This window comes from Klebsiella spallanzanii, from assembly GCF_902158555.1.
Lineage (GTDB): Bacteria > Pseudomonadota > Gammaproteobacteria > Enterobacterales > Enterobacteriaceae > Klebsiella > Klebsiella spallanzanii.
The window spans coordinates 103,780-128,782 of the sequence record NZ_CABGGS010000002.1 but is presented as its reverse complement, the minus strand read 5'-3'; the positions used below and the strand labels follow the sequence as shown (position 1 = coordinate 128,782).

At 55.0% G+C, this 25,003-nt stretch carries 21 protein-coding genes; 13 read left to right on the top strand and 8 right to left on the bottom strand.

All coding sequences use genetic code 11. The features are described 5' to 3' along the window. Positions 1 to 40: 40 nt before the first annotated feature. Positions 41 to 586, top strand: a complete 546-nt coding sequence (locus FN082_RS04105; RefSeq protein ID WP_139540990.1) for a GNAT family N-acetyltransferase — start codon at positions 41 to 43, stop codon at positions 584 to 586. Positions 587 to 733: 147 nt separating this feature from the next. Here the strand turns inward: FN082_RS04105 and FN082_RS04100 are convergent, their stop codons facing one another. From FN082_RS04100 to yjgA, 5 genes are all read right to left on the bottom strand, one after another. Then, the gene (locus FN082_RS04100; RefSeq protein ID WP_139540991.1) at positions 734 to 1,942 is read right to left on the bottom strand and encodes an aldose 1-epimerase family protein; all 1,209 of its coding nucleotides are present in this window, start codon (positions 1,940 to 1,942) and stop codon (positions 734 to 736) included. Between the two features lie 319 nt (positions 1,943 to 2,261). After that, entirely contained in the window at positions 2,262 to 3,404 is a 1,143-nt protein-coding gene (locus FN082_RS04095; RefSeq protein WP_139540992.1) for an iron-containing alcohol dehydrogenase, read from the bottom strand. Positions 3,405 to 3,736: 332 nt separating this feature from the next. Continuing rightward, positions 3,737 to 5,248, bottom strand: a complete 1,512-nt coding sequence (locus FN082_RS04090) for a CoA-acylating methylmalonate-semialdehyde dehydrogenase (protein WP_139540993.1) — start codon at positions 5,246 to 5,248, stop codon at positions 3,737 to 3,739. Between the two features lie 107 nt (positions 5,249 to 5,355). After that, on the bottom strand, positions 5,356 to 8,025 hold the full coding sequence (gene adhE / locus FN082_RS04085; protein ID WP_139540994.1) for a bifunctional acetaldehyde-CoA/alcohol dehydrogenase: 2,670 nt from the start codon (positions 8,023 to 8,025) through the stop codon (positions 5,356 to 5,358). A 489-nt stretch (positions 8,026 to 8,514) separates the two neighbouring features. Next, positions 8,515 to 9,066, bottom strand: a complete 552-nt coding sequence (yjgA, locus tag FN082_RS04080; protein ID WP_139540995.1) for a ribosome biogenesis factor YjgA — start codon at positions 9,064 to 9,066, stop codon at positions 8,515 to 8,517. Positions 9,067 to 9,160: 94 nt separating this feature from the next. On the opposite strand from yjgA, the gene pmbA reads away from it, so the two are divergent. The 12 genes from pmbA (at position 9,161) to FN082_RS04020 (ending at position 19,989) form a co-directional block, all read left to right on the top strand. Then, positions 9,161 to 10,513, top strand: coding sequence for a metalloprotease PmbA (gene pmbA, locus FN082_RS04075; RefSeq protein ID WP_139541073.1), 1,353 nt, complete (start codon positions 9,161 to 9,163; stop codon positions 10,511 to 10,513). A gap of 65 nt (positions 10,514 to 10,578) precedes the next feature. Continuing rightward, a complete protein-coding gene (gene cybC, locus FN082_RS04070) occupies positions 10,579 to 10,965 on the top strand; it encodes a cytochrome b562 (RefSeq protein WP_139540996.1) in 387 nt (128 codons plus the stop codon). 291 nt (positions 10,966 to 11,256) lie between these two features. After that, positions 11,257 to 11,595, top strand: coding sequence for a PRD domain-containing protein (locus FN082_RS04065; RefSeq protein ID WP_139540997.1), 339 nt, complete (start codon positions 11,257 to 11,259; stop codon positions 11,593 to 11,595). A 10-nt stretch (positions 11,596 to 11,605) separates the two neighbouring features. Continuing rightward, complete coding sequence (locus tag FN082_RS04060) at positions 11,606 to 11,968, top strand: SFCGS family glycine-rich protein (RefSeq protein ID WP_110276583.1); 363 nt, start codon at positions 11,606 to 11,608, stop codon at positions 11,966 to 11,968. Positions 11,969 to 11,970: 2 nt separating this feature from the next. Further along, positions 11,971 to 12,270 (top strand): DUF4312 family protein, encoded by a 300-nt coding sequence (locus FN082_RS04055; protein ID WP_139540998.1) that lies wholly within the window; start codon positions 11,971 to 11,973, stop codon positions 12,268 to 12,270. A 21-nt stretch (positions 12,271 to 12,291) separates the two neighbouring features. Continuing rightward, positions 12,292 to 13,068, top strand: coding sequence for a DUF4311 domain-containing protein (locus tag FN082_RS04050; protein ID WP_004098075.1), 777 nt, complete (start codon positions 12,292 to 12,294; stop codon positions 13,066 to 13,068). A gap of 12 nt (positions 13,069 to 13,080) precedes the next feature. After that, positions 13,081 to 13,725 (top strand): DUF4310 family protein, encoded by a 645-nt coding sequence (locus FN082_RS04045; RefSeq protein WP_139540999.1) that lies wholly within the window; start codon positions 13,081 to 13,083, stop codon positions 13,723 to 13,725. 42 nt (positions 13,726 to 13,767) lie between these two features. Continuing rightward, positions 13,768 to 14,901, top strand: a complete 1,134-nt coding sequence (locus FN082_RS04040; protein ID WP_139541000.1) for an amidohydrolase/deacetylase family metallohydrolase — start codon at positions 13,768 to 13,770, stop codon at positions 14,899 to 14,901. Continuing rightward, the gene (locus FN082_RS04035; protein ID WP_139541001.1) at positions 14,885 to 16,003 is read left to right on the top strand and encodes a DgaE family pyridoxal phosphate-dependent ammonia lyase; all 1,119 of its coding nucleotides are present in this window, start codon (positions 14,885 to 14,887) and stop codon (positions 16,001 to 16,003) included. Before FN082_RS04040 ends, FN082_RS04035 begins: the two co-directional genes overlap by 17 nt. After that, a complete protein-coding gene (dagF, locus tag FN082_RS04030; RefSeq protein ID WP_139541002.1) occupies positions 16,000 to 16,740 on the top strand; it encodes a 2-dehydro-3-deoxy-phosphogluconate aldolase in 741 nt (246 codons plus the stop codon). The genes FN082_RS04035 and dagF overlap by 4 nt, the downstream gene beginning before the upstream one ends. 164 nt (positions 16,741 to 16,904) lie before the next feature. Then, a complete protein-coding gene (locus tag FN082_RS04025) occupies positions 16,905 to 18,056 on the top strand; it encodes a lactonase family protein (protein ID WP_142981185.1) in 1,152 nt (383 codons plus the stop codon). A gap of 22 nt (positions 18,057 to 18,078) precedes the next feature. Then, on the top strand, positions 18,079 to 19,989 hold the full coding sequence (locus FN082_RS04020; protein WP_139541004.1) for a BglG family transcription antiterminator: 1,911 nt from the start codon (positions 18,079 to 18,081) through the stop codon (positions 19,987 to 19,989). 14 nt (positions 19,990 to 20,003) lie between these two features. On the opposite strand, the gene nrdG is transcribed toward FN082_RS04020, so the two are convergent. The 3 genes from nrdG to treC form a co-directional block, all read right to left on the bottom strand. Beyond that, positions 20,004 to 20,468, bottom strand: a complete 465-nt coding sequence (nrdG, locus tag FN082_RS04015; protein WP_139541005.1) for an anaerobic ribonucleoside-triphosphate reductase-activating protein — start codon at positions 20,466 to 20,468, stop codon at positions 20,004 to 20,006. 235 nt (positions 20,469 to 20,703) lie between these two features. After that, positions 20,704 to 22,842, bottom strand: coding sequence for an anaerobic ribonucleoside-triphosphate reductase (gene nrdD / locus FN082_RS04010; RefSeq protein WP_139541006.1), 2,139 nt, complete (start codon positions 22,840 to 22,842; stop codon positions 20,704 to 20,706). A gap of 463 nt (positions 22,843 to 23,305) precedes the next feature. After that, on the bottom strand, positions 23,306 to 24,961 hold the full coding sequence (treC, locus tag FN082_RS04005; RefSeq protein ID WP_139541007.1) for an alpha,alpha-phosphotrehalase: 1,656 nt from the start codon (positions 24,959 to 24,961) through the stop codon (positions 23,306 to 23,308). Between the last annotated feature and the right edge of the window lie 42 nt (positions 24,962 to 25,003).

Here is a 25,003-nt window from a genome sequence, read left to right as displayed (position 1 = left end):
CTCGGCGTGAGGGCGGATATTTTCGTGACCAGGATTGTTCATGTTGATCTCAGAAAGAATAACCTCCTCCGATTCACCTCATTTCTACGCGTTGGATGCGCTGTATGGTAGGGCTTTTCCGTGGCACGAGCAGCGTGAAGCCGATGCTAAACAGCAAGCGCTTGATAGCTCACATTATGTGCTGGAAGCCTGGTTTGACGATGGCCTGTTTATCGGCCTGAGCGGCTGCTGGCGGTTTGCTGACTATAGCTATATTGAGCATCTGGCTATTGACGATACGTTACGATCGCGCGGCTACGGCAAGCGGCTGTTAGCTGAAATACTTCAGCGTGCGCCGCTGACCATTCTCGAAATCGATCCGCTGACCAGCGAGATTGCCCATAAGCGCCTGCGCTTTTATGCGTCTATGGGCTTTTGCGCGAATTCGTGGGCTCACAGCCATCCGACTTATCATCAGGGAATAGCCGACCATGAATTGATTGTGCTGAGTTATCCGCAACCAATTGATGATGTACTGTATCAACGCTTTGCGCGGGACTTACGTCAGGTGGTCATGGCTCAGGCTGGTGCGGTCAAGATTTTGTAGCCTGGACAGATGCGCAGCTTCGTCTCCGGGAATTCAGCCACTCTGCTCCCGGGGGCGGCGCAAAGCGCCTGCCCGGGCTACGGGTGCTCCACCGTCTGCGGAGCGGTAGCCCGGACAGATGCGTAGCATCGCCTCCGGGAAACAGCGCTACTCTTTCGCGATAGGCGTTTCGTTTTCCGCCACTTTAGTATCGCCCTGAATCGCCGAGATTCTCTTCTCAACGTCGGCCACCTGCTCGCTGCTGTGCAGCAGCGTGTAGGTCAGATCAAACTGAGTGCTGGCTCCTGGCTGAAGCTGCTTAACGCGTTTTTGTTCACGCTCAATAGTCACCGGATAGGCGTAGCTGGTGCCTGGCTCAATACCGGTCACGTAGCCCTGTTTCTCAGTATCGGTGTTTTTCCACAGCGTCAGTACCGGCAGCTGGCGGGTATCAAACTGAATGGATGCGCCTTTATCACCGGCTTTGTTAACCACCGCGGCCAGCGTTTGATGATTTTCATCCGCCAGCGGCTGCATATTAAACACCATCTCATCGAAATCTTTGGTTGGGCCGGCATAGGTTTGCCAGGTTTTTAAACCGGCTTTGGCATAGTCGTTGAACGGGCTGATGCTGGCGATCGGCGCCAGGAAGCGGGCACCCTCTTCGAGGATCGGCTTGCCAAAGTTGCTGTGATAGATAATTTGATAGTCATGCGGATAGTCGGCATGGTTGGTTAAGACATCGTGCAGGCTGAAGCTGTTGCTGCCCGGTACGTAGCGCAGCTCGGTCATGGTCTGCAAATCCGCTTTCTTGAAGGTGCTTTCCTTCACCAGCCCGCGAACGCGAATTTCATACGGCGCGGTATCCGCCACTTCAACTTCCACCTGCGAGGCTGGCGTATTACCGACCTTGCCGTGCAGGGTATAAATCTGCCCATCGGCGGTTACCGGGTGGCCGGTCCATTCATAGCCGCAGCGCACCATCATCTCGTTGAAACCTTCCAGCCAGCCCAGTCCGTTGCGGCTTTCGAGATTAATAAAGGCCGGGTTGACCACTTCTTTTACCGGTGAGTCCCAGCCCATTCGTGAACCGAAACCTTCAATTTTCAGCAGGTTCATGCCGCGGGTTGGGCTCAGCGTGATGGTCAGGCCGTCTTTGCTGTGGATTACCAGGATTTTACTGCCTTCTTGTTTACCGCCGTGAAGGATTTTTTGCTCAATGCTGAAGTTATGATCTTTTATCTTCAGCTGGTCGCTGGTTATCTGCCAGTTTCCTTTATCCATGCCGCTTTCAGCGCTTGTCAGCACCCACGTTTTGGCCATTGCAGGCCCGGAAATAAGCATGGCGATTGCTGTCAAAGCTAGTGTCTTTTTCATTTTTCATCCCTTTTGCTGAATCGATTGTGTTACTGATGTAGGGAATTTAGTTGCAAGTGGATGATGAAAATGTGAAGTTCCTCACCTGGTGAGAAAATGCACGTTTTTATGTTTTTAAATGAGATGTGAATCACTTTAATTAAGTAAATTTATATTTTGTTGCTGGAAATATGTGAATTATATCGATATGTGCTTTAACGATTCAGCTTTGAATGAATATGGCGATACGGGTTCAAGAAAAGATAAGGCTGCATGGTTTTGCTAACCCATGCAGCCTTATTTTAAACAGCGTTACAGTAAAAAACGGTTCAGTGGCTAATCAAGCACCGTAGAATGCTTTGGTATACAGCCCTTTTACGTCCTGAACTGATGGATAGTTAGGGTTTGTTAACGTGCAAGGGTCGTCAACGGCATTGCTGCTCATTCTGTCGAGGACATTAACGAAGGTCACTTCATTGATCTCAACTTCGTCGCACTGGCTCAAGGTTTTCGGAACGCCCAGACGTTTATTCAGAGAGTTGATCGCTTCAATCAGATTCTCTATTCCCAAGGTCGCTTCCAGCTGACGATATTTTTTAGTGAACTTCGCATTATATTGAATGATATAAGGCAACATAATTGCATTCGCCAGACCGTGAGTAATACCAAATTCACCGCCAATTTTATGCGCCATCGAATGTACAAGTCCTAATGATGCATTAGTGAAAGCAATTCCCGCCAGCGCGGAGGCGTTGTGCATATGCATACGCGCATTTAAATCATCAGGTGAATGGTACGCGGTTTCCAGGTGCTCAAACACCAGGCGAATGGCCTCGACGGCATAGGGATCGGTAAATGAGTTGGCCGCGGTAGACACATAGGCTTCAATCGCGTGGGTCAGAACGTCCATACCGGTGTGAACGGTAACGTGCGGCGGCATTTTAGCCGGAATCGTTGGGTCAAGAATGGCGATATCCGGTACCAGGTCGGCGGCAACAATCGGGTACTTGATATGATTGGCCGTATCGGTGATCACCGAGAAGGCGGTGATTTCAGAGGCGCTGCCGCTGGTGGAGGGGATTGCTACAAACCGCGCTTTGTTGCGCAGCGGGGGCATCGATCCGACGGGGATAATATCTTCGAACTTCAGCTGAGGATGCTCATAGAAACACCACATCACTTTAGCGGCATCCAGCGCCGAACCGCCGCCAATCGCCACTATCCAGTCTGGTTCAAAGGCCAGCATCTCTTTTGCGCCGCGCCAGACGGTTTTAATGGACGGGTTGGGTTCAACATTATCGATAACAATGCATTCCATACCCGCTTTATTAAGTTCGCTGATGGCTTTATCCAGAAAACCAAAACGCTTCATTGAACTTCCGCCGGTGACTAATGCGGCTTTTTTGCCGCTCAGCGTTGACAGATGTTCTAAAGCATTTTCTCCATAAATAATACTGCGTGGAATTGAGAAGGCCTGGGTCATAGGAAACTCCATTTAATATTAAGGATTTTTTTAGTGTGCATTCGTCATTTGTGATTCAGCGACACGTGCAGAATAAAAAAATCCTGTTATTGCTCCAGATATTGCCGGAGCAATATCTGGAGGGAGCTATACCCGTCATACTTCAAGTTGCATGTGCGTTGGCTGCACTCACTCACCCCAGTCACTTACTTTAGTAAGCTCCTGGGGATTCGTTCTCTTGCCGCCTGCATGCAACTCGAATTATTTAGGGTATATACTAGCCATACTTCAAGCTACTGGTGTGCTGGCTTCCCGGCAACTTGAATTATTTAGGATAATATTTATATTTCCGATTAAATCGTACCGTCCCAGGAGTCGACTTTTTCACGTTTCGCTTCTTCTTCATCAAACCAGCGAGAGGTCACGCATTTGGATTCGGTATAGAAACGCACGCCGTCTTTGCCCAGGCAGTGCAGGTCGCCGAAGAAAGACTGTTTATGGCCTGAGAACGGGAATACGCCAACCGGTACCGGGATACCGACGTTAATCCCCACCATACCGCCGTGGGTGCGTTTCTGGAATTCACGAGCGTAGTAGCCGCTTTGGGTGAAAATAACCGAGCCGTTGGCAAACGGGTTATTGTTCATTAATTGCAGACCTTCTTCGAAGGTTTTCACCCGTTTAAAGCACAGTACCGGCCCGAAAATTTCTTGCGTCCCGACGCTCATCTCTTCGGTCACATGATCCAGCACGGTTGGCCCGACGTAGAAGCCTTTCTCCTGGCCCGGAACTTTGATGTCGCGGCCATCAAGCACGACCTTCGCACCTTCTTCGATCCCTTTATTAATCCAGTTGATAACCGACTGTTTGTGGTCTTTAGAAATCACCGGACCCATATCGGTATCGCGCAGATACCCGGGGCCGATTTTCAGCTGTTTGGCTTTTTCAACCACGGCGGCAATCAGTTTATCGGCTATCTCTTCCTGCACCACGACGACCGGCAGCGCCATGCAGCGTTCACCCGCGCAGCCGAAGGCGGCGTTGATAATCCCTGCGGCGGTGCGGTTAATTGGCGCGTCGGCCAGCACCAGCGCGTGGTTTTTGGCTTCACACAACGCCTGAACGCGTTTGCCGTGAGCCGCTGCTTTAGAGTAAACGTGCAGACCGACGGAGGTGGAACCGACGAAGGAGACGCCGTTGACATCCGGGTGGGTCAGCAGAATATCGGCTTCATTACGCGAACAGGTCACGACGTTGATAACCCCATCCGGCACGCCCGCTTCCTGATAGAGTTTGGTGATTTCCATACAGGTCATCGGCGTCATGCTGGCGGCTTTAATGACCATGGTGTTACCGGAAGCGACGCATAATGGCGCCATCCACCCCATCGGGATCATCGCGGGGAAGTTAAACGGCACGATACCGGCGAAGACGCCAATCGGCTCGCGATAAAGATTAGTGTCGATCCCGGCGGAAGCGTCCATCAGGTTTTCACCCGCCAGCAGCGTGGGGATGGAACAAGCCAGCTCAGTGCCTTCTTTGGCTTTTAAGACATCGCCCTGGGCATCGCCCCAGGCTTTACCGTTTTCTTTTGCCACCAGCTCGGTTAAGCGTTCCTGATGCTGCATTAATAATTCGCGAACGCGGAACATAATTTGCGAGCGTTTAATCGCCGGAGTATTTGACCACGCCGGAAAGGCTTTACGGGCTGCGGCAACGGCATCCAGCACTTCTTGCTCGGTGCAGCAGGGGGCCTGAGCCATGACTTCGCCGGTACTTGGGTTATAGACGTCCATATAGCGTTCAGTCTGCGAAACGCGCCATTGACCATCAACGAAATATTTCAGTCTTGGTACAGTAGTCATATTTTTCTCCATGATGATATCTTTCGACTTTCTCTAAAAATCTGGCTCTGAGCGGCGGTAATCACTTACCGCCGGGTCAGCCACTCTTTTGAATGTTGATTAACTGATTATTTCTGCGCGACGACCTCCGCTTTGCTGGGCTTTTCTGCGGCAGAGGCCGGTAATTTTTCTGCGTATTTGTTTCCGTAGTAGCTGTCTAACAACAGCTGTTTCAGTTCAGAAATCAGCGGATAGCGCGGGTTGGCGCCGGTGCACTGGTCATCGAAGGCGTCTTCCGACAGCTTATCGACGTGGGCCAGGAAGTCTGCTTCCTGCACGCCTGCTTCGCGGATGGATTTCGGAATGCCCAGTTCGGCTTTGAGGCTCTCCAGCCACGCCAGCAGCTTCTCGATTTTCGCCGCGGTGCGGTCCCCCGGTGCGCTAAGCCCTAAGTGATCGGCAATTTCCGCATAGCGACGGCGGGCCTGTGGACGGTCGTACTGGCTGAAGGCCGTCTGCTTGGTCGGGTTGTCGTTGGCGTTATAGCGGATGACGTTGCAGATCATCAGCGCGTTCGCCAGACCGTGCGGAATGTGGAACTGTGAGCCCAGCTTGTGCGCCATCGAGTGGCATACGCCAAGGAAGGCGTTGGCAAAGGCAATTCCGGCGATGGTTGCCGCGTTATGGACGCGCTCGCGGGCCACCGGATTTTTCGATCCGTCGTGATACGACGCGGGCAGATACGCTTTCAGCAGCTTCAGCGCCTGTAGCGCCTGGCCGTCGGAGAACTCGGAGGCCAGCACGGAAACATAGGCTTCCAGCGCGTGGGTCACCGCGTCCAGACCACCGAAGGCGCACAGGGACTTCGGCATATCCATCACCAGGTTAGCATCGATAATCGCCATATCCGGGGTCAGCGCGTAGTCCGCTAGCGGATATTTCTGCCCGGTGGCATCGTCGGTGACCACCGCAAACGGCGTGACCTCAGATCCGGTGCCGGAAGTGGTGGTGATGGCCACCATCCGGGCTTTGACGCCCATTTTCGGGAAGGTATAGATACGCTTGCGGATATCCATAAAGCGCAGCGCCAGCTCTTCAAAGTGGGTTTCCGGATGTTCGTACATGACCCACATAATTTTCGCCGCATCCATCGGCGAGCCGCCGCCGAGGGCGATAATGACATCTGGCTTAAAGGAGTTAGCCAGCTCAGCCCCCTTACGCACGATGGTCAGCGTCGGATCGGCTTCCACTTCAAAGAAGACTTCGGTTTCGACGCCGGCCGCCTTCAGCACGGAAGTGATCTGGTCCGCGTAGCCGTTGTTGAACAGGAAGCGGTCGGTGACGATCAGCGCGCGCTTATGGCCATCGGTGATCACTTCATCCAGGGCGATGGGCAGAGAACCGCGGCGAAAATAGATGGATTTGGGAAGTTTATGCCACAGCATATTTTCAGCTCGCTTTGCCACAGTTTTCTTGTTGATCAGGTGCTTCGGCCCGACGTTTTCCGAGATGGAGTTACCGCCCCAGGAGCCGCAGCCCAGGGTCAGGGAAGGTGCGAGACTAAAGTTATAGAGATCGCCAATGCCGCCGTGGGAGGTCGGGGTGTTAATCAGAATGCGCGCGGTTTTCATTTTTTCGCCAAAGGTCATCACCCGCGCGGCCTGGTTATCCTGGTCGGTATAGAGGCAGGAGGTGTGGCCGATGCCGCCCATATCCACCAGCTTCACCGCTTTCTCCACGGCGTCGGCGAAATCTTTCGCCCGGTACATAGCCAGCGTCGGGGAGAGCTTTTCATGGGCGAAAGGCTCGCTATCGTCGATAACCTTGACTTCGCCAATCAGGATTTTGGTATCCGCAGGTACGCTGATCCCGGCCATTTCGGCAATTTTCACTGCTGACTGCCCTACAATCGCCGCGTTTAGCGCGCCGTTTTTCAGCAGAATTCCCTGTACAGCCTTCAGCTCTTTCCCCTGCAGCAGGTAGCCGCCGTGACTGGCAAATCGCTCGCGCACCGCATCATAGATCGCATCCACGACCACCACCGACTGCTCGGAAGCGCAGATCACGCCGTTATCGAAGGTTTTTGACATCAGGATGGAGGCTACCGCCCGCTTCACGTCGGCGGTTTCATCAATCACTACCGGGGTGTTGCCCGCGCCAACGCCAATCGCCGGTTTACCGGAGCTGTAGGCGGCCTTCACCATACCCGGCCCGCCGGTGGCGAGGATCAGGTTGATATCCGGGTGGTGCATCAGGCGGTTAGACAGATCCACGGTTGGTTCGTTAATCCAGCCAATGATGTCCGGCGGCGCACCGGCCTCGACTGCGGCGCGCAGCACGATTTCCGCCGCGCGGTTGGTGGCATTTTTCGCCCGTGGGTGCGGCGAGAAAATGATGCCGTTGCGGGTTTTCAGGCTAATCAGCGATTTAAAAATGGCGGTAGAAGTCGGGTTGGTGGTGGGGACAATCCCGCAGATCAGCCCGATGGGTTCTGCGATGGTCACCGTGCCGAAGGCTTCGTCTTCGCCAAGAACCCCGCAGGTTTTTTCATCTTTATAGGCGTTGTAGATATATTCGGAAGCGAAGTGGTTTTTAATCACTTTATCTTCCACGATGCCCATACCGGACTCAGCGACCGCCATTTTTGCCAGCGGAATGCGGGCATCAGCGGCTGCCAACGCGGCGGCACGGAAGATTTTGTCGACTTTCTCTTGAGGAAAGTTCGCATACGCCTGCTGCGCCTTTCGTACTCGCGCGACGAGAGCATCGAGGTCGTCATTACTGGTGATGAGTGACATAAGTTTTCTCCATAAGGGATTGAATTCTCTTAAGTAAAACATGTGCCTTAACTGTAATGACGCCAAACCTTCCGCCACTGCAGATGCCTGGTTTTAATTAACAGAACTGACTGGCCAGAGTGCGCTTGCGTATGACTTCTTTTTTGTACATTAATGAAATTATTTTTTCATTATAATAATGAATGAAATGCAAAAACCGTTTTGAGAGATGGATCAAAGATAAGCAAACTGCTGTTAAAGTCAGTGCTTCAAAGAAAAGATTTTTTTATTTAATCAAATAAAAACAGATGGTTGAATTTATATCGGCGTCGCTGATAGCGCAGGGGGATCACGAGGTTGTCTGGAAAAGATAACTGGCTTTGTGAAATAAACGTTAAATTAAGACGCATTCAGAGGTAAAAATGGAAAATTAAAACCGATTTATAAATCGTACGATCGTTTTGGTCGCCCGGATCAGGCACAGGCCTTAATCCGGGGAGTCATGCGGGATTAGCTTTCGCTCTCGGCCAGCTCACGCAGATACTGGAAGATAAGACGCGCGGATTTCGGCGGCTTGTTGCCTTCTTTCTCTTTTTTGGCGTTGCGGATAAGCGAACGCAGCTGCTGGCGGTCGGCGTCAGGCCACAGGTTCAGCACTTCAGCCACGGCGTCATCGCCATTATCAATCAGGCGATCGCGGATCTGCTCAAGCTTATGGAACAGCGCAACCTGCTGGTTATGGCGGTTCTTCAGCTTGTCCAGCGCCTGACGAATCGGCTCGACGTCGCGGCTGCGCAGCATTTTGCCAATCAGCTGCAGCTGGCGGCGGCGGCCTTCTTTCTTGATACGTTGGGCGAGTTCAATGGCGTCGCGCAGGTCGGTATCCAGCGGGATTTTATCCAGCGCATTTTTCCCAAGCTCTACCATTTCCGCGCCAAGACGCTTCAGTTCTTCGGCGTCGCGCTTAATTTCACTTTTACTGACCCAGATAATTTCATCGTCTTCATCTTCGACGTCATCACCAGGGACGTCGTCGAGCCAGTCTTCGGGCTGCTTTGTCATCTCAGGCTCCTTAAAAAAGAGGCTAATGTTACCAGTTAAGGCGCGCACTGAAAAACGGTTCTCTGTTAGACTTCAGTTAACTCCTTCTTACATTATGGCATTAGCGATGAAAGTCATCTCTCAAGTTGCACAACAGCGTAAGACGCTGGAAGAGGCCGTGACCACGGCGCTGGAACTGGCGGCAGGCAAATCCGACGGGGCTGAAGTCTCCGTCAGCAAAACCACCGGCATTGGCGTCAGCACCCGCTACGGTGAAGTGGAGAACGTAGAATTTAATAGCGATGGTGCTCTGGGCATCACCGTTTATCACCAGAACCGTAAAGGCAGCGCTTCCTCGACTGACCTTAGCCCGCAGGCCATCGCTCGTACGGTGCAGGCGGCGCTGGATATTGCCCGTTACACCTCGCCGGACCCGTGCGCGGGCGTGGCGGATAAAGAACTGCTGGCTTTTGAGGCTCCGGATCTCGACCTGTTCCACCCGGCGGAAGTCTCTCCTGATGAAGCCATTGAGCTGGCTTCCCGCGCTGAACAGGTAGCGCTGAAAGCCGATAAACGCATCAGCAATACCGAAGGCGGAAGCTTTAATAGCCACTACGGTATTAAGGTGTTTGGTAACAGCCACGGCATGCTGCAAAGCTACTGCTCCACTCGCCATTCGCTCTCCAGCTGCGTGATTGCCGAAGAGAATGGCGATATGGAACGCGATTACGCCTACACTATTGGCCGGGCGATTGAAGACTTACAATCGCCGGAATGGGTCGGTGAGGAGTGTGCTCGCCGCACCTTATCGCGCCTGGCGCCGCGTAAACTGTCGACGATGAAAGCGCCGGTCATTTTCGCCAATGAAGTCGCTACGGGTCTGTTTGGTCACCTGGTTGGAGCGATTGCCGGCGGCTCGGTTTATCGTAAATCCACTTTCCTGCTCGATTCCCTGGGTAGCCAAATTCTGCCGGATTGGCTGACCATTGAAGAGCATCCGCATCTGCTGAAAGGATTGGCTTCCACCCCGTTTGATAGCGAAGGCGTGCGTACAGAACGTCGCGATATTATTAAGGACGGCGTGCTGACCCAGTGGCTGCTGACCAACTATTCTGCGCGTAAGCTGGGTCTGAAGAGCACCGGCCACGCGGGCGGTATCCACAACTGGCGCATTAACGGCCGCGGCCTGAGTTTTGCAAAGTTGCTTAAAGAGATGGGCACCGGTCTTGTCGTAACGGAATTGATGGGGCAGGGTGTTAGCGGCGTCACCGGCGACTACTCACGCGGCGCATCCGGCTTCTGGGTAGAAAACGGCGAAATTCAGTATCCCGTCAGTGAGATCACCATTGCAGGAAATCTGAAAGATATGTGGCGTAATATCGTGACCATCGGCGACGATATCGAAACGCGCAGCAACATTCAGTGCGGTTCCGTGCTGCTGCCGGAGATGAAAATCGCCGGGCAATGACCTGTGTTCCGGGTGCGTCCTGCCGCGCCCGCTTGATACTTTCATAATAAAAAAGGACGTGAGCAATGCGTAAAAAACTGTTAGCGATGCTGGCCGTATCGGCTTTTGCGCTTGGTTCGGCATCGGCCTTCGCCGATCTGGGCGAAGACATGGATACCCTTGCCGAGAACCTGCAAGTGGTGCAGAAAACGTCAGATGCCGGTGAGCTGAAGGCGGCGCTGAATAAGATGCGTACTGCGGCGGTTGACGCCCAGAAAGAGACGCCGCCGAAGCTGGAAGGTAAAGCTTCTGACAGTGCGGAAATGAAAGACTATCGTCACGGTTTTGATGTGCTAATCGGCCAGATCGACGGCGCGCTAAAGCTGGCTGACGAAGGCAAAGTCAAAGAAGCCCAGGCCGCAGCGGAAGAGTTTAAAACCACCCGCAATGAGTACCACAAGAAGTACCGCTAATTTCTCTTCCCGGGAGGCATCAGCCGATGTCTCCCACATTCTGTTTAGCCTAAAAGTTTATCACCGTCACATTTTTCGCTTTTCCTGCATACCCGCTTTCGCCACTGTAACACTGATGATTTCGTGATATTCATCACGTGCATTCATTGAAATTAATACATTCACAATAACTATGTGAAATGGATCACGCCTGCCGTCCTTCTTTCCACTTCGAAGTGGAAAACCACTCGCTACAAACTCTTTCCTCCTGGCATTAGTGTTATCCCCAGAGACATCAACGGGGTAATTCAAGTGAATAACGGAGCGGTAACACACGTCCCAGAGGAGCAGGCCACGCTAACTGAAAGGCTGGCTGACGAGATGCTGCAGCAGGTCTTCGCACTGTTAAGCCGCCGCAATATCGTCCCCAACGACGTTCAGGAGCAAATGCTGACTTCCCACGTGCGGGCGATGGCCTATCGGTCAATCAGCGGCGAGCCGCTGCCGGAAGTGGATGCCAGCCTGTTCGAAGAGATCTCAGAAGATTCAATGATGCTGGCCCGCGAAGTGGTCGCGCAGTTCGGCAATCTGCCAGATGAAGAAGCCTGGCTGCTGTCCGTCCACTTCGAAGTCGCAAAAGAAAACCTGTAAGGAGCAAAGCATGGAACAAATCACCGTAGTCATTGGCGATCGCCTGGGTAAAGGACAAAAAGTTGCCGCAGGTGCGGAAAAAGCCGGTGCTCGTGCCGTTGTGGTACCGGGCGTCGCCGCGGATATGAAGCTGGGCGACATGATGAAAGCCGAGAATGCCACTTTCGGTATCTCCTTCTGCGGCAGCGGCGGAGCCGGGGCTATCACCGCGCAGAACAAGCATGGCTATAAAGCAAAATATGGCATGCGTTCCGTTGATGAGGGCGTTACCGCTATCAACGAAGGTTACAACGTACTGGGCTTCGGCTTTATGGATAAAGAAGAGCTGGGCGAGCGCCTGGTTGAAGCCTGGAAGAAGAAATACGGCGTGTGAGTATGAAAGAGCAATTCACCACCACGGTGAGCGTTACCGGCAAAGGCGAGAGCAAAACACGGGCTTTCGCCGATGCCCTGAACCACGTCCAGGCGGCGGTAATGAAAACGTCGCCGCATATCTTACTGCGTATTGAGCCACAGGATGTGGAGGTTGTTCGTGCGCGTGAAGCGGTACGGAAAGAGGCGTTCCTGTTCTTCTTTCTGCGCCGTGAACGACGGACCTACAGCGTTGAGCTGAACGTCACCGTCACCGTGACCGCCATTAATCTCGATAAAGTGGATTTTGTCACGCAAACCTGATTTTCACCAAAGGGTCAGACTATGTTCCTGATAATTTTAATAAAATCGCTCATCATCGGCGGCCTGGTCGGCGTCGGCGTAGGCGCCGGAGCGGCACGTATGTTTCATGCGCCCACCACGCAGGGGATGGGGGCGTTTCGTACCTTGGGCGAGCTGAATTCATGTGAAGGCGATCCGGCTTCACACTTCTCTTTTGGCCTTGGTTTCTTCTTTAACGCCTGGGCTTCTTCCGTCGCAGCAGGCTCCTTCACTCAGGACGTTGACCACCGCATTATCCCTAACTGGGGGGCGGCAGCGCTGATGATAAAAAACCGCAACGTCGGTGAGACGCTGCACGACCCGAAAAAGATGGCCATCGCCTGCGGCATTATCGGCATGATCGTCGTCGCCTTCCTTAATCTGACCGCTTCTTCAGTACCGGAGGCCTTACAGGTAACGGCGGTAAAAGTACTGGTTCCAGCGGCGAATCTGCTGGTGAACACCGTGATGCCGGTTATCTTCTGGCTGGCAGCGATTGATGCCGGTAAAAAATCGGGCTTCTGGGCGACGATTTTCGGCGGCGCAGCGCAGCTGATTATGGGTAACGCCGTACCAGGCCTGGTGCTGGGCATCCTGATTGGCAAGGGCGTAGAAGAGAGCGGCTGGCACCGCGTCACTAAGGTGATGATGGTAGCGATTGTTGCGCTGTTCGTCCTGAGCGGCTTCTTCCGCGGCTTCGATATGAAGATGATCGAATCATTCCATCTGACCGTGCCTAACTGGCTTGAACTGATCCACAACTCGCTCAGCGGTAAATAACAGGAGCCTCTCATGGAACAAAATAAAGGTTTTTGGTATGCCGACTGGTCGTTCCCGATCTTTGTTGGCCTGCTCTCTTCCGGCGTATTTGCCGGGACACACATGTACTACCTGTACGGCATCGGCGCGTTTAACGAAGTGGCTTTTGTCGCCATGCTGAAAGCGGGCATTGATACCGGAGCCTACGGCGCGGTAGCGGCCTTTGGCGCCAGCTTCTTGTTCGCGCGCATTATCGAAGGCTCGCTGGTAGGGATTCTGGATATCGGCGGGGCGATTCAGACCGGCGTCGGCTTAGGCGTTCCGGCGTTGCTGCTGGGCGCGGGCTTTATTTTCCCGGTCGCCAACTTTGCCGCCTCTCTGGCGACGGGTCTGGTGCTGGGGCTGGCGATTGGTTACATCATTATCCTGGCGCGTAAATTCACCATCAACCAGAGCGACTCCACCTACGGCGCAGACGTCATGATGGGGGCCGGTAACGCCTCCGGCCGCTTCCTCGGACCGTTGATTATCCTCAGCGCCATGACTGCCTCTATTCCTATCGGCATCGGTTCTCTGGTGGGGGCCCTGCTGTTCTACATCTGGCAGAAACCGATCACTGGCGGCGCGATCCTTGGCGCGATGCTTCTTGGGTCCATCTTCCCGGTAGCAATTAGTTAAGTCCTGCGGGCGCCTCGGCGCCCGCGTTAACAGGAGAGAAATATGTTTGATTTACTCCTGCGCCGTGCGCGCCTCGTCGACGATACCCTGATTGATATCGCCATCCGGGACGGGAAAATCGCGGCGCTTGGCGAGATTAGCGACTCCGCGCGCAAAACCATTGAGCTGGACGGTAACTACTACGTCAGCGCAGGCTGGATTGATTCCCACGTCCACTGCTACCCAAACTCGCCGATATACCATGATGAACCGGACAGCGTAGGCATTGCCACCGGCGTGACCACCGTGGTTGACGCGGGCAGCACCGGCGCTGACGATGTTGACGATTTCTATCAGTTAACCCGCAAAGCGGCGACCGAGGTTTATGCGCTGCTCAATATTTCCCGCGTCGGGCTGATTGCTCAGAACGAACTGGCCAATATGGCGAATATTGATGCGGATGCGGTGCAGCAGGCGGTCAACCGCTACCCGAATTTCATCGTCGGCCTGAAGGCGCGGATGAGCAGCAGCGTGGTGGGCGAAAACGGCATTACGCCGCTGGAACGCGCGAAGGCTATTCAGCAGGAAAATGGTGGTCTGCCGCTGATGGTGCATATCGGTAACAATCCGCCGAATCTCGATGAAATCGCCGACCTGCTGACCTCTGGCGACATCATTACCCATTGCTACAACGGTAAGCCCAACCGCATTCTGACGCCGACCGGCGAGCTGAAGAGCTCGATTGCCCGGGCTTTACAGCGCGGCGTACGTCTTGATATCGGCCACGGTACCGCCAGCTTTAGCTTTGAGGTGGCGCGCCGGGCGATTGCTATGGGCATTCTGCCGCACACCATCAGCTCCGATATCTACTGCCGCAACCGCATCGACGGCCCGGTGCGCTCGCTGGCGCTGGTGATGTCGAAATTCCTCGCTATAGGGATGTCGCTGCCGCAGGTCATCGACTGCGTGACTGCCAACGCCGCAGACGGCCTGCATCTTACCCACAAAGGGCGGCTGGACGTGGGCTATGACGCTGACCTCACGCTGTTTACCCTCGCGCAAACGCCAACGGTGTTGGTGGATGCGGAAAAAGAGAGCCTTCAGGCCGACAAGATTCTGCTGCCGCTTGCCACCATTCGTGCGGGCAAGGGCTATTTGACCGAACAAGGGAGCGCGGAAAATGCCTTCGATTTTTGAAAAATACGATTTAAAGCAGGTCATTAACACCTCCGGCCGTATGACGATCCTCGGCGTTTCTACGCCGCGTCCGGAAGTGGTGGAAGCCGCGATGGCGGGCATGAACCAGTACTTCGAGATGAAAGACCTGGTGAATAAGACCGGTGCTTATATTGCGAAACTGCTGGATGTGGAAGGGGCGACCGTCGTCTCCTGCGCCTCGGCAGGCATCGCCCAATCGGTGGCGGCGGTGCTGGTGAAAGACAGCGACTGGCTGCTGGAAAACCTGCACGTCACCCCAATTGAGAATAACGAGATCGTGCTGCCAAAGGGCCATAACGTCAACTTTGGCGCGCCGGTCGGCACCATGGTCGCGCTGGGCGGCGGCAGGCTGGTTGAAGCAGGCTACGCCAACGAATGTTCCGCCGGGCAGCTGGCGGCGGCTATCACCCCGCGTACCGCGGCCATTCTGTATATCAAATCCCACCACTGCGTGCAGAAAAGCATGCTCAACGTGGCGCAGGCGGCAGCGGTGGCGCGGATCCATAATCTGCCGCTAATCGTTGATGCGGCGGCGGAAGAAGATCTTCAGGCTTACTACCACGCTGGCGCGGATCTGGTGATTTACAGCGGCGCGAAGGCTATTGAAGGGCCGACCAGCGGATTGGTGATTGGCAAAACGCAGTACGTCGAGTGGGTCAAACGCCAGTCGAACGGTATTGGGCGAGCGATGAAGGTCGGCAAAGAGGGGATCCTTGGCCTGACCTGCGCGATTGAACACTACCTGACGGCGAGCAAAGAGAGCGGCGAAGAGATGGTGGCGAAGATGACACCGTTTATTAACCAGCTCAACACGCTCAACGGCGTGACTGCGCGAGTGGTCTGGGACAGCGCGGGACGCGATATCGCGCGTGCCGAGATTAAATTTGATGAAGCGGTAACCGGCGTGAACACCGGCGACTTGGTGAATGCGCTGAAGCAGGGGGAATACGCTATCTACTTCCGTGGTTATAAAGCCAACGAAGGCATTATTGAAGCCGATGTCCGCAGCGTGAACGCACAGCAACTGGAGATTGTCTCCCGTCGCATCGCAGAGGTTCTGAACAAGGAGAAAAATGCATGAAACTGACCCCTAACTTTTATCGTGACCGCGTCTGCCTGAACGTGCTGGCAGGCAGTAAAGATAACGCCAGCGAGATTTATGAAGCGGCGGAAGGTCATGTACTGGTGGGCGTGCTCTCCAAAAATTATCCGGACGTCGCCAGCGCGGTGGCCGATATGCGTGAATACGCAAAGCGGATTGATAATGCGCTCTCCGTGGGGCTGGGTGCGGGCGATCCGAACCAGTCGGCAATGGTCAGTGAAATTTCCCGCCAGGTTCAGCCGCAGCACGTCAATCAGGTGTTTACCGGCGTAGCGACCAGCCGCGCGCTGCTGGGACAGAACGAAACCGTAGTCAACGGCCTGGTGTCGCCGACCGGCACTCCGGGGATGGTGAAGATTTCTACTGGTCCGCTCAGCAGCGGCGCGCCGGACGGTATCGTGCCGCTGGAAACCGCGATTGCTCTGCTGAAAGATATGGGCGGCAGCTCGATTAAATACTTCCCGATGGGCGGATTGAAGCATCGCGATGAGTTTATTGCGGTAGCCGAGGCCTGCGCCCGCCATGATTTTTGGCTGGAGCCAACCGGCGGAATCGATCTGGAAAACTACGGTGAGATCCTGCAGATCGCGCTGGACGCCGGGGTGAGCAAAATTATCCCGCATATCTACAGTTCGATTATTGATAAAGCCAGCGGTAATACCCGTCCGGCAGATGTGCGTCAGCTGCTGGAGATGACGAAGCAGTTAGTTAAATAGCGCCGATTGCCCCTCACCCCGGCCCTCTCCCCACTGGGGAGAGGGAGAAAACCTACCGTGCCTTTTGCGCCGATCGTGCATAAACGTACCGAACGGTTCCCTCTCCCCTCAGGGGAGAGGGCTAGGGTGAGGGGAAACCCCCACCGAACCATCAAGGAGTTACTATGCCTACCGCTCGTCACCTGCTTGTTGCTTCACTCTCCCTGCTCGCCGCCAGCGTGGCTGCGCAAACCCAGTACGCCTGGGTCGGCACTTACAATCCCAACGGGGAAGGCTTGTACCGCTTTACCATTGATAGTCAAACCGGGGCGCTGAGCGACAAAGCGCTGGTCAGTCAGCTGCCGAACCTCTCCCAGCTCACCGTCTCCGCTGATGGGAAAACCCTGTATGCCGCCAGCGAGGTCGAAAAGGGTGTGGTGCAGGCGTGGCGCATTGGCAGTAATGGTGAACTGAGCGAATTGAATCAGGTCGCTTCCGGCGGTGCGGGGCCGGTGTATCTCTCCCTGACTCCCGATGGCCGTCATCTGCTGGTAGCAAACTACGTCAGCGGCAGTATCGCGGTGCTGCCGGTGCAAGATGGTGGTCACCTTGGCGAGGCGGTAGATGTGCATCAGGATCAAGGGCCTGCGGGTGCGGAACGCCCGGCTGCAGCCGTCGAAGGCAGCTTTGCCATTAGCGATCATAACGGCCCTCATGCCCATATGATCTCCGCCGATCCCAGCGGTCAGTATGTTTATTCTACCGATCTCGGGCTGGACAGGATCTATCAGTACCGACTGGATAACGCCAGCGGCAAGCTGACGCCAAACGATCCGCCGTTTATCGCCGCGTCGTCCCCTGGCGCAGGCCCGCGCCACTTTGTCTTTACACCGCAGGGTGATGGACTATGGTTGATTAACGAAGAAGCCTCGACGCTCACCTTCTATCATCTTGATAAGCAAAGCGGATTGTTACGCGAGGGGAAAACGCTCTCCGCGCTGCCCAAAGAGTATAAGGGCACCAGTTTTGCCGCCGGTCTGGTCCTGAGCCGCGACGGTAAGCAGCTCTACGTCGCCAACCGCCTGCATAACAGCATTGCCCACTTTACGGTGATGGCCGACGGCAGCCTGCGCCATCAGGACGATATCTGGACCCGCGGCGACTATCCGCGCACGCTGACGCTGGCTAAGCAGGGCCAGTGGCTGTACGTCATGAACCAGCGTAGCGACAACATTACCCGTTTTAGCGTCGCCCCGAAGGATGGCAGGCTGACGTTCTCCCCGGACTATACTCCGGTTGGCGCTCCGTCGCAGATGGTGATATCCGCCCAACCCTGAGCCGTAAGAAAAAGGAACTGACATGCGATTTCCCAATCAACGTTTAGCGCAGCTGTTTACTCTGTTGCAAAACGAAACGCTGCCGCAGGAGGAGCTGGCGCAGCGGCTGTCGGTTTCTACCCGGACGGTACGCGCTGATATCACCGCGTTGAACGAGCTGCTGTTGCACTATGGGGCGCAGTTTATCCTCACCCGCGGTAGCGGTTATCAGCTGGTCATTAACGATCCGTCGCGTTACCAGACGCTGGAAGAGAGCGTGCCGAAAGCGCAGCATATCCCGCGAACGGCGGCGGATCGCATCCACTTTTTGCTGGTACGCTTTTTAACCTCTGCCTTCTCTATCAAGCTGGAGGATCTGGCCGATGCATGGTTTGTCAGCCGCGCCACCTTGCAGGGCGATATGGTTGATGTGCGCGAGCGTTTTCAGCGCTACCAGCTCACCCTGGAGACGCGTCCACGCCACGGCATGAAGCTATTCGGCAGCGAGGTCTCCGTTCGCGCCTGCCTGACCGACCTGCTGTGGGAGCTGAGCCAGCAGGGGCCGCTGAACCCGCTTATCTGTGAAGATGCGTTTGATGCCAGCGTACCCACGCTGCTGGAGGGCGTGCTGCAGGAGACATTAACCCGCCATCATGTGCGTTTGACTGACGCGGGCGAGCGCTTTATCTGCCTGTACGGTGCAGTTGCCGTGCGTCGCGTGAACGAGGGGTATCCGCTAGCGGATTTCAGCGCCGAGGATGTGGCGCAGAACGTGCGCGATGCGGCACGAGAACTGGCGGCCTCGATGCAACAGCTGGCGGGCAAACCGCTTGCTCCGGCGGAAGAGGAGTGGCTGTGTGTACATCTTGCCGCTCGGCAGGTACAGGATGTCGATCCGGGCACCATCAGCGCCGATGACGACGAAGCGCTGGTGAACTACATCCTGCGCTATATCAATCAGCAATATAACTACAATCTGTTGGACGATGCCCAACTGCATGCGGATTTACTGACCCATATTAAGACCATGATCACCCGTGTGCGCTACCAGATCATGATCCCTAATCCGCTGCTCGATAACATCAAGCAGCACTACCCAATGGCGTGGGATATGACCCTGGCGGCGGTATCCAGCTGGGGGAAATATACCCCCTATGCTATCAGCGAAAATGAGATTGGTTTTCTGGTTCTGCATATCGGCGTTGGGCTGGAGCGCCATTACAACATCGGCTACCAGCGCCAGCCGCAGGTGCTGCTGGTGTGCGATACCAGCAATGCGATGGTGCGGATGATTGAAGCTATTCTGCAGCGTAAGTATCCGCAGTTGGAAATTGCCGCCACGGTCTCGCAACGAGAGTATGAACAGCGGGAAGACATTGCGGAAGACTTTGTGATCTCGACCGTACGTATCAGCGAGAAAGATAAACCGGTGGTGACCATCGCGCCGTTTCCTACCGACTACCAGCTCGACCAAATCGGCAAGCTGGTGCTGGTGGACCGCACCCGCCCGTGGATGCTGAACAAGTATTTTGATGAGGTTCATTTTCAGGTGGTTGATACCCCGATGGATCAGCAGACCCTGTTTGCCACGCTGTGCCAACAGCTACAGCGGGAGGGGTTTGTCGGGGCGGAGTTTCATGATTCGGTGGTAGAGCGTGAAGCTATCGTCAGCACCATGCTCGGCGACGGTATCGCGCTACCCCATGCCCTCGGCCTGCTGGCCAAAAAGACCGTGGTGTATACGGTGATTGCGCCGCACGGCATTGCCTGGGGCGATGAAACGGCGCACGTCATTTTCCTGCTCGCCATCAGTAAAAGCGAGTATGAAGAGGCGATGGCTATCTACGATATTTTCGTCACCTTCTTGCGCGAACGCGCAATGGCCCGACTTGCCGCCACCCGCAGCTTTGATGAGTTTAAAACGGTGGCGATGGAGTGCGTCAGCCGGTTTTGAGATGGCCTGAGAAATTATCTCAGATGATGCACAACCTGATTGCTGCTGCCGCGCCAGATCAGCGCCGGGTCTTTTAAATCCTGCACAAATTTGCCATCAACCAGCACGTTGATTAAATCCACCACCTGCATCTGCGCATCGTTGAGTTCTGCCAGCTTGTAGCCTGTCCATACCCAGATGTCTTTGCCGGGACACTCGGCGCGAACGCGCTGAACCAGCTTGAGGATCTCCGGCACGTTTTGCGGATGCAAAGGGTCGCCGCCAGAAAGCGAGATCCCCTGGCGTTTGACGCGCGTGTCGTTGAGATCGGCAATAATGCGATCCGCCATTTCGCGGGTAAACGGCAAGCCGGAATTCAGCCGCCAGGTGCTTTTGTTATAGCAGCCAGGGCATTCGTGGACGCAGCCGGAGACAAACAGGGTGCAGCGGGTGCCGGGGCCATTGACGATGTCAACGGGATAGTATTGATGATAATTCATTTTTCGCTTCTCAATTAACGCCATAGCCGCGTTGACTGCGCTCACTCACCCCGGTCACGTACTTAATGTACGCTCCCGGGGATTCCCTCGTTTGCCGCCTTGCTCTGACGCTAATTGCTTTGCGAAAACGTTGGGCGTGTTTTGCATTTGTAAAGGGAACGGCTTCCGAATGGTCAAACAGCGACTGGGCGATCCCCTCTCCCCTGTGGGGAGAGGGTTAGGGTGAGGGGAAGAATTAACCGATCTGCCCGTTACCCAAATGCTTAACGCGGCGTTTCACTTCTTCCTGCTTACCGGCGTTGAACGGACGGGCGTCCGGGCTGCCGAGATAGCCGCACACGCGACGGGTCACCGATACGCGAGAGGCATCATGGTTACCGCATTTCGGGCAGGTGAAGCCTTTGCTGGTGCACTCGAACTCGCCGGTAAAACCGCACTCATAGCACTCATCGATTGGCGTATTGGTTCCGTAATAGGGCACGTGCTGGTAGCTGTAATCCCAGACGTCTTCCAGCGCTCTCAGGTTGTGCTGAATATTCGGGTACTCGCCGTAGCAAATAAAGCCCCCATTGGCCAGCGGCGGGTAAGGCGCTTCAAAATCGATTTTGTCGTACGGGTTCACCTTCTTCTCCACGTCGAGGTGGAAGCTGTTGGTGTAATACCCTTTATCGGTCACGCCTTCGATCACGCCAAACTCAGCGGTATCCAGGCGGCAAAAGCGGTCGCAGAGGTTTTCGCTCGGCGTGCTGTACAGGCTAAAGCCGTAGCCGGTTTCGTCTTTCCACTGATCCACCGCTTCGCGCAGGCGCTGAACGATGGCGACGCCTTTCTCACGCAGCGCTTCGCTGTCGTACATATGTTTGCTGCCGAACAGCGCGTTGATGGTTTCATGGATGCCGATATAGCCCAGAGAAATCGACGCGCGACCGTTTTTGAAAATCTCAGAGACATCGTCGTCTGCTTTCAGACGCACGCCGCAGGCCCCTTCCATATAAAGAATCGGCGCAACGCGAGCCTTGACCCCTTCCAGACGGGCGATACGGGTCATCAGCGCTTTACGCGCCAGCTGCAGGCGTTCGTCCAGAAGTTTCCAGAACTCGGTTTCATCGCCTTTGGCTTCCAGCGCGATACGCGGCAGGTTGAGGCTGATAACGCCAAGGTTGTTGCGCCCATCGTGCACCTGTTCACCGTCCTCGTTTTCCCACACGCCGAGGAAGCTGCGGCAGCCCATCGGGGTTTTGAACGAACCGGTCACTTTCACAACCTGATCGTAGTTGAGGATATCCGGGTACATGCGCTTGCTCGCGCACTCCAGCGCCAGCTGCTTGATATCGTAGTTCGCGTCGCCAAACTTGTGGTTCAGGCCGTCGCGGATTGCGAACACCAGCTTCGGGAATACCGCCGTTTTGCGGTTTTTACCGAGGCCCGCGATGCGGTTACGCAGAATGGACTGCTGAATCAGGCGCGATTCCCAACTGGTGCCGAGACCGAAACCGAAGGTCACGAACGGCGTCTGCCCGTTGGCGGTATGCAGAGTGTTGACTTCATACTCCAGCGACTGGAAGGCGTCGTAGCACTCTTTCTCAGTACGGGAATGGGCGTAGCCTTCAGCATCCGGGATCTGCCACTCTTCGGCAATTTTACGATGTTTATTGAAGCTTTCGGTCACGAACGGTGCCAGCACTTCATCAATACGATTGATGGTCGTACCGCCGTAAATATGGCTGGCGACCTGAGCGATAATCTGCGCCGTCACCGCGGTCGCGGTAGAGATAGACTTAGGCGGCTCAATCTCGGCGTTGCCCATTTTAAAGCCCTGGGTCAACATGCCTTTCAGATCGATCAGCATACAGTTGAACATCGGGAAGAACGGTGAATAGTCGAGGTCGTGATAGTGGATCACGCCGCGTTCATGCGCCATCACCACGTCATGCGGTAGCAGGTGCTGGCGCGCGTAGTGTTTGGCGACGATGCCCGCCAGCAGGTCACGCTGAGTCGGGATGACTTTACTGTCTTTGTTGGCGTTCTCGTTGAGTAACGCCGAGTTGGTCTGCTCAACCAGGCCGCGAATTTCCTGGTTCAGACGACCACGCTTTTCGCGTTGGCTATCGCGGTCATGGCGATATTCAATGTAGGCGCGCGCAAGCTGTTTGTACGGACCGGACATCAGCTGGTTCTCAACGGCGGTCTGGATTTCGTTGATATCAACCTGGGCGCGGCCCTGCATTTGTTGGCTAACGACTTCTGCGACGGTGGCGCAATAGTCTGCGTCATCGACTCCCGCTGCTTTAGCTGCACGTAGAATTGCTTCATTAATGCGCTCTGACTTGAACGGCACTTTACAGCCATCGCGTTTCATCACATGCGGTGTCATGATCACTCCATACATTTTTATAGAACAGGTTATCCACAGAGGCGGAAGGTCAACCGAAGTCACGAGGCGCTATAGCTGCCGCCGTTTCCCTCCGATCCCGGCCCTTTTTATCCACATCCCATCACCGCCAGAGTACGATGGGTTGTGGTGACATAATAGACTATTAATACAATATGTGGGGCCGGGGCGCATTTTAAGTTCTATATGTAGTGCTTTGCATCAAAGATGTTTGCAATTTTATTGATGCAGAACAAAGTAAAAAGATGAGAGTAGCAATGATGGGCACTAGCGCTAATGTAAATTTATCTGCTTATTTAATAAGCTAAAATTAGGCCTGAAAAGAAGTATCAGGCCCGGAAGAAAGAATCTCAGGCTGACCGCATTCCACGCTTCTGCGGCCTTGTTTCCGCTGACGGCGCTGGACTCGTAGCCCGGGAAGCCGCAGCGCAAGCCGGGAGGGGCTTTACTCCTGCAGCCACCATACCGCTTCAAACGGACGCAGGGTCATATCGGATGGGCGGTTAGCCGCTTCCGCATAGTTGCTTATCAGCACCCGCCAGCCACCGATCATTGTTTCCGGCTGCCAGTGCTGGAATTCGCGGCTCAGGTTAGCGACGACAACCAGCGTTTGCCCCTGCCACTGACGGCGATAGCACCACAGCGATGGGTGTTCCGGCAACAGATCCTGATAGTTACCCCAGGTTAGCACGGGCGTACTCTTGCGCAGTGCAATCAGCTGCTGATAGGCATAAAACACCGATTCCGGGTCCGCCAGCGCCGCTTCGGCGTTAATCTCACGGTAGTTGTCGCACAGTCCAATCCATGGTTCGCCAGCGCTGAAACCACCGTTTTCACCACTGTTCCACTGCATTGGCGTACGGCTGTTATCGCGTGATTTACTCGCCAGAATCGCCAGTAGTTCATCTGCGCCCTGGCCCTGTGCCGCGCGTTCGATAAACATGTTGTGGCTCTCCACATCACGATAATCGGTAATATCCTTGAAGTGCGGGTTGGTCATGCCTATCTCTTCACCCTGATAGATATAGGGTGTGCCCTGCATACCATGCAGCACCATCGCCAGCATTTTCGCCGCCGGGACGCGGTATTCCCCTTCGTCGCCGAAGCGAGAAACGATGCGCGGCTGATCGTGGTTACACCAGAACAGCGCGTTCCACGCGCGATTGTGCATCCCCTGCTGCCAATGGTTGAACAGCGACTTCAGCTCCACAAAGTCCGGGCGAGCCAGCGTCCACTTCTCGCCGTTGGGATAGTCCACCTTCAGGTGGTGGAAGTTAAAAGTCATCGACAGCTCTTTGCCGTCGAGTGAGGCGTACTGCTGGCAGTGTTCCAGTGAAGTGGAGGACATTTCGCCCACCGTCATCAGACCGCGCGGGGTGAACACGTCGCGGCTGAATTCCTGCAGGAACTCATGAGCGCGGGGACCATCAGTATAAAAGCGGCGACCGTCGCCCTGGTGGTCATCCGGGAAGGATTGCCCTTTGGAAATCACGTTCACCACGTCAAGGCGCAGGCCGTCGACGCCGCGATCGGCCCAGAACTCGCAGACTTTTTTCAGCTCTGCGCGCACTTCTGGGTTTTCCCAGTTCAGATCCGCCTGTTCAACGGCGTACAGGTGCAGGTAGTACTGCCCGCTCTCAGCGTGCCACTGCCAGGCGTTGCCGCCAAACTTAGAACGCCAGTTATTCGGCGGCGTGGTCGGTTCGCCGTCGCGCCAGATATAGAACTGGCGGTATGGGCTCTCTTTGTTGAGTGATTCCTGGAACCAGGCGTGCGCGGTGGAGGTGTGGTTCAGCACCATATCCAGCACGATACGCATGCCTCGCGCCTTCGCCTGAGCCACCAGTTCGTCGAAATCGTCCAGCGTGCCGTAGGCGGGGTCAATAGCGGTATAGTTGGCTACGTCGTAGCCGTTATCCACCTGCGGCGAGACGTAGAACGGCGTCAGCCAGATGGCGTCAACGCCAAGCTTTTGCAAGTAGTCGAGGCGTGAGGTGACGCCGCGTAAATCGCCGGTACCGCTACCGGTCGTGTCCTGGAAGCTCTTCGGATAGATTTGATAAATAACGCCGTTTTGCCACCAAAGGGGAAGGGTATTCATATCGCGTTCCTGCAACAAAAAAGGGGGGCGACAGCGCGCCCC

Coding starts and splice junctions, on each gene's coding strand:
- treC (WP_139541007.1), bottom strand. CDS start 24,961: ATGAATACCCTTCCCCTTTGGTGGCAAAACGGCGTTATTTATCAAATC.
- dagF (WP_139541002.1), top strand. CDS start 16,000: ATGAAACTGACCCCTAACTTTTATCGTGACCGCGTCTGCCTGAACGTG.
- nrdG (WP_139541005.1), bottom strand. CDS start 20,468: ATGAATTATCATCAATACTATCCCGTTGACATCGTCAATGGCCCCGGC.
- FN082_RS04050 (WP_004098075.1), top strand. CDS start 12,292: ATGTTCCTGATAATTTTAATAAAATCGCTCATCATCGGCGGCCTGGTC.
- yjgA (WP_139540995.1), bottom strand. CDS start 9,066: ATGACAAAGCAGCCCGAAGACTGGCTCGACGACGTCCCTGGTGATGAC.
- FN082_RS04040 (WP_139541000.1), top strand. CDS start 13,768: ATGTTTGATTTACTCCTGCGCCGTGCGCGCCTCGTCGACGATACCCTG.
- adhE (WP_139540994.1), bottom strand. CDS start 8,025: ATGTCACTCATCACCAGTAATGACGACCTCGATGCTCTCGTCGCGCGA.
- FN082_RS04025 (WP_142981185.1), top strand. CDS start 16,905: ATGCCTACCGCTCGTCACCTGCTTGTTGCTTCACTCTCCCTGCTCGCC.
- FN082_RS04045 (WP_139540999.1), top strand. CDS start 13,081: ATGGAACAAAATAAAGGTTTTTGGTATGCCGACTGGTCGTTCCCGATC.
- FN082_RS04055 (WP_139540998.1), top strand. CDS start 11,971: ATGAAAGAGCAATTCACCACCACGGTGAGCGTTACCGGCAAAGGCGAG.
- FN082_RS04095 (WP_139540992.1), bottom strand. CDS start 3,404: ATGACCCAGGCCTTCTCAATTCCACGCAGTATTATTTATGGAGAAAAT.
- nrdD (WP_139541006.1), bottom strand. CDS start 22,842: ATGACACCGCATGTGATGAAACGCGATGGCTGTAAAGTGCCGTTCAAG.
- FN082_RS04035 (WP_139541001.1), top strand. CDS start 14,885: ATGCCTTCGATTTTTGAAAAATACGATTTAAAGCAGGTCATTAACACC.
- FN082_RS04100 (WP_139540991.1), bottom strand. CDS start 1,942: ATGAAAAAGACACTAGCTTTGACAGCAATCGCCATGCTTATTTCCGGG.
- FN082_RS04060 (WP_110276583.1), top strand. CDS start 11,606: ATGGAACAAATCACCGTAGTCATTGGCGATCGCCTGGGTAAAGGACAA.
- pmbA (WP_139541073.1), top strand. CDS start 9,161: ATGGCATTAGCGATGAAAGTCATCTCTCAAGTTGCACAACAGCGTAAG.
- FN082_RS04020 (WP_139541004.1), top strand. CDS start 18,079: ATGCGATTTCCCAATCAACGTTTAGCGCAGCTGTTTACTCTGTTGCAA.
- FN082_RS04090 (WP_139540993.1), bottom strand. CDS start 5,248: ATGACTACTGTACCAAGACTGAAATATTTCGTTGATGGTCAATGGCGC.
- FN082_RS04105 (WP_139540990.1), top strand. CDS start 41: ATGTTGATCTCAGAAAGAATAACCTCCTCCGATTCACCTCATTTCTAC.
- cybC (WP_139540996.1), top strand. CDS start 10,579: ATGCGTAAAAAACTGTTAGCGATGCTGGCCGTATCGGCTTTTGCGCTT.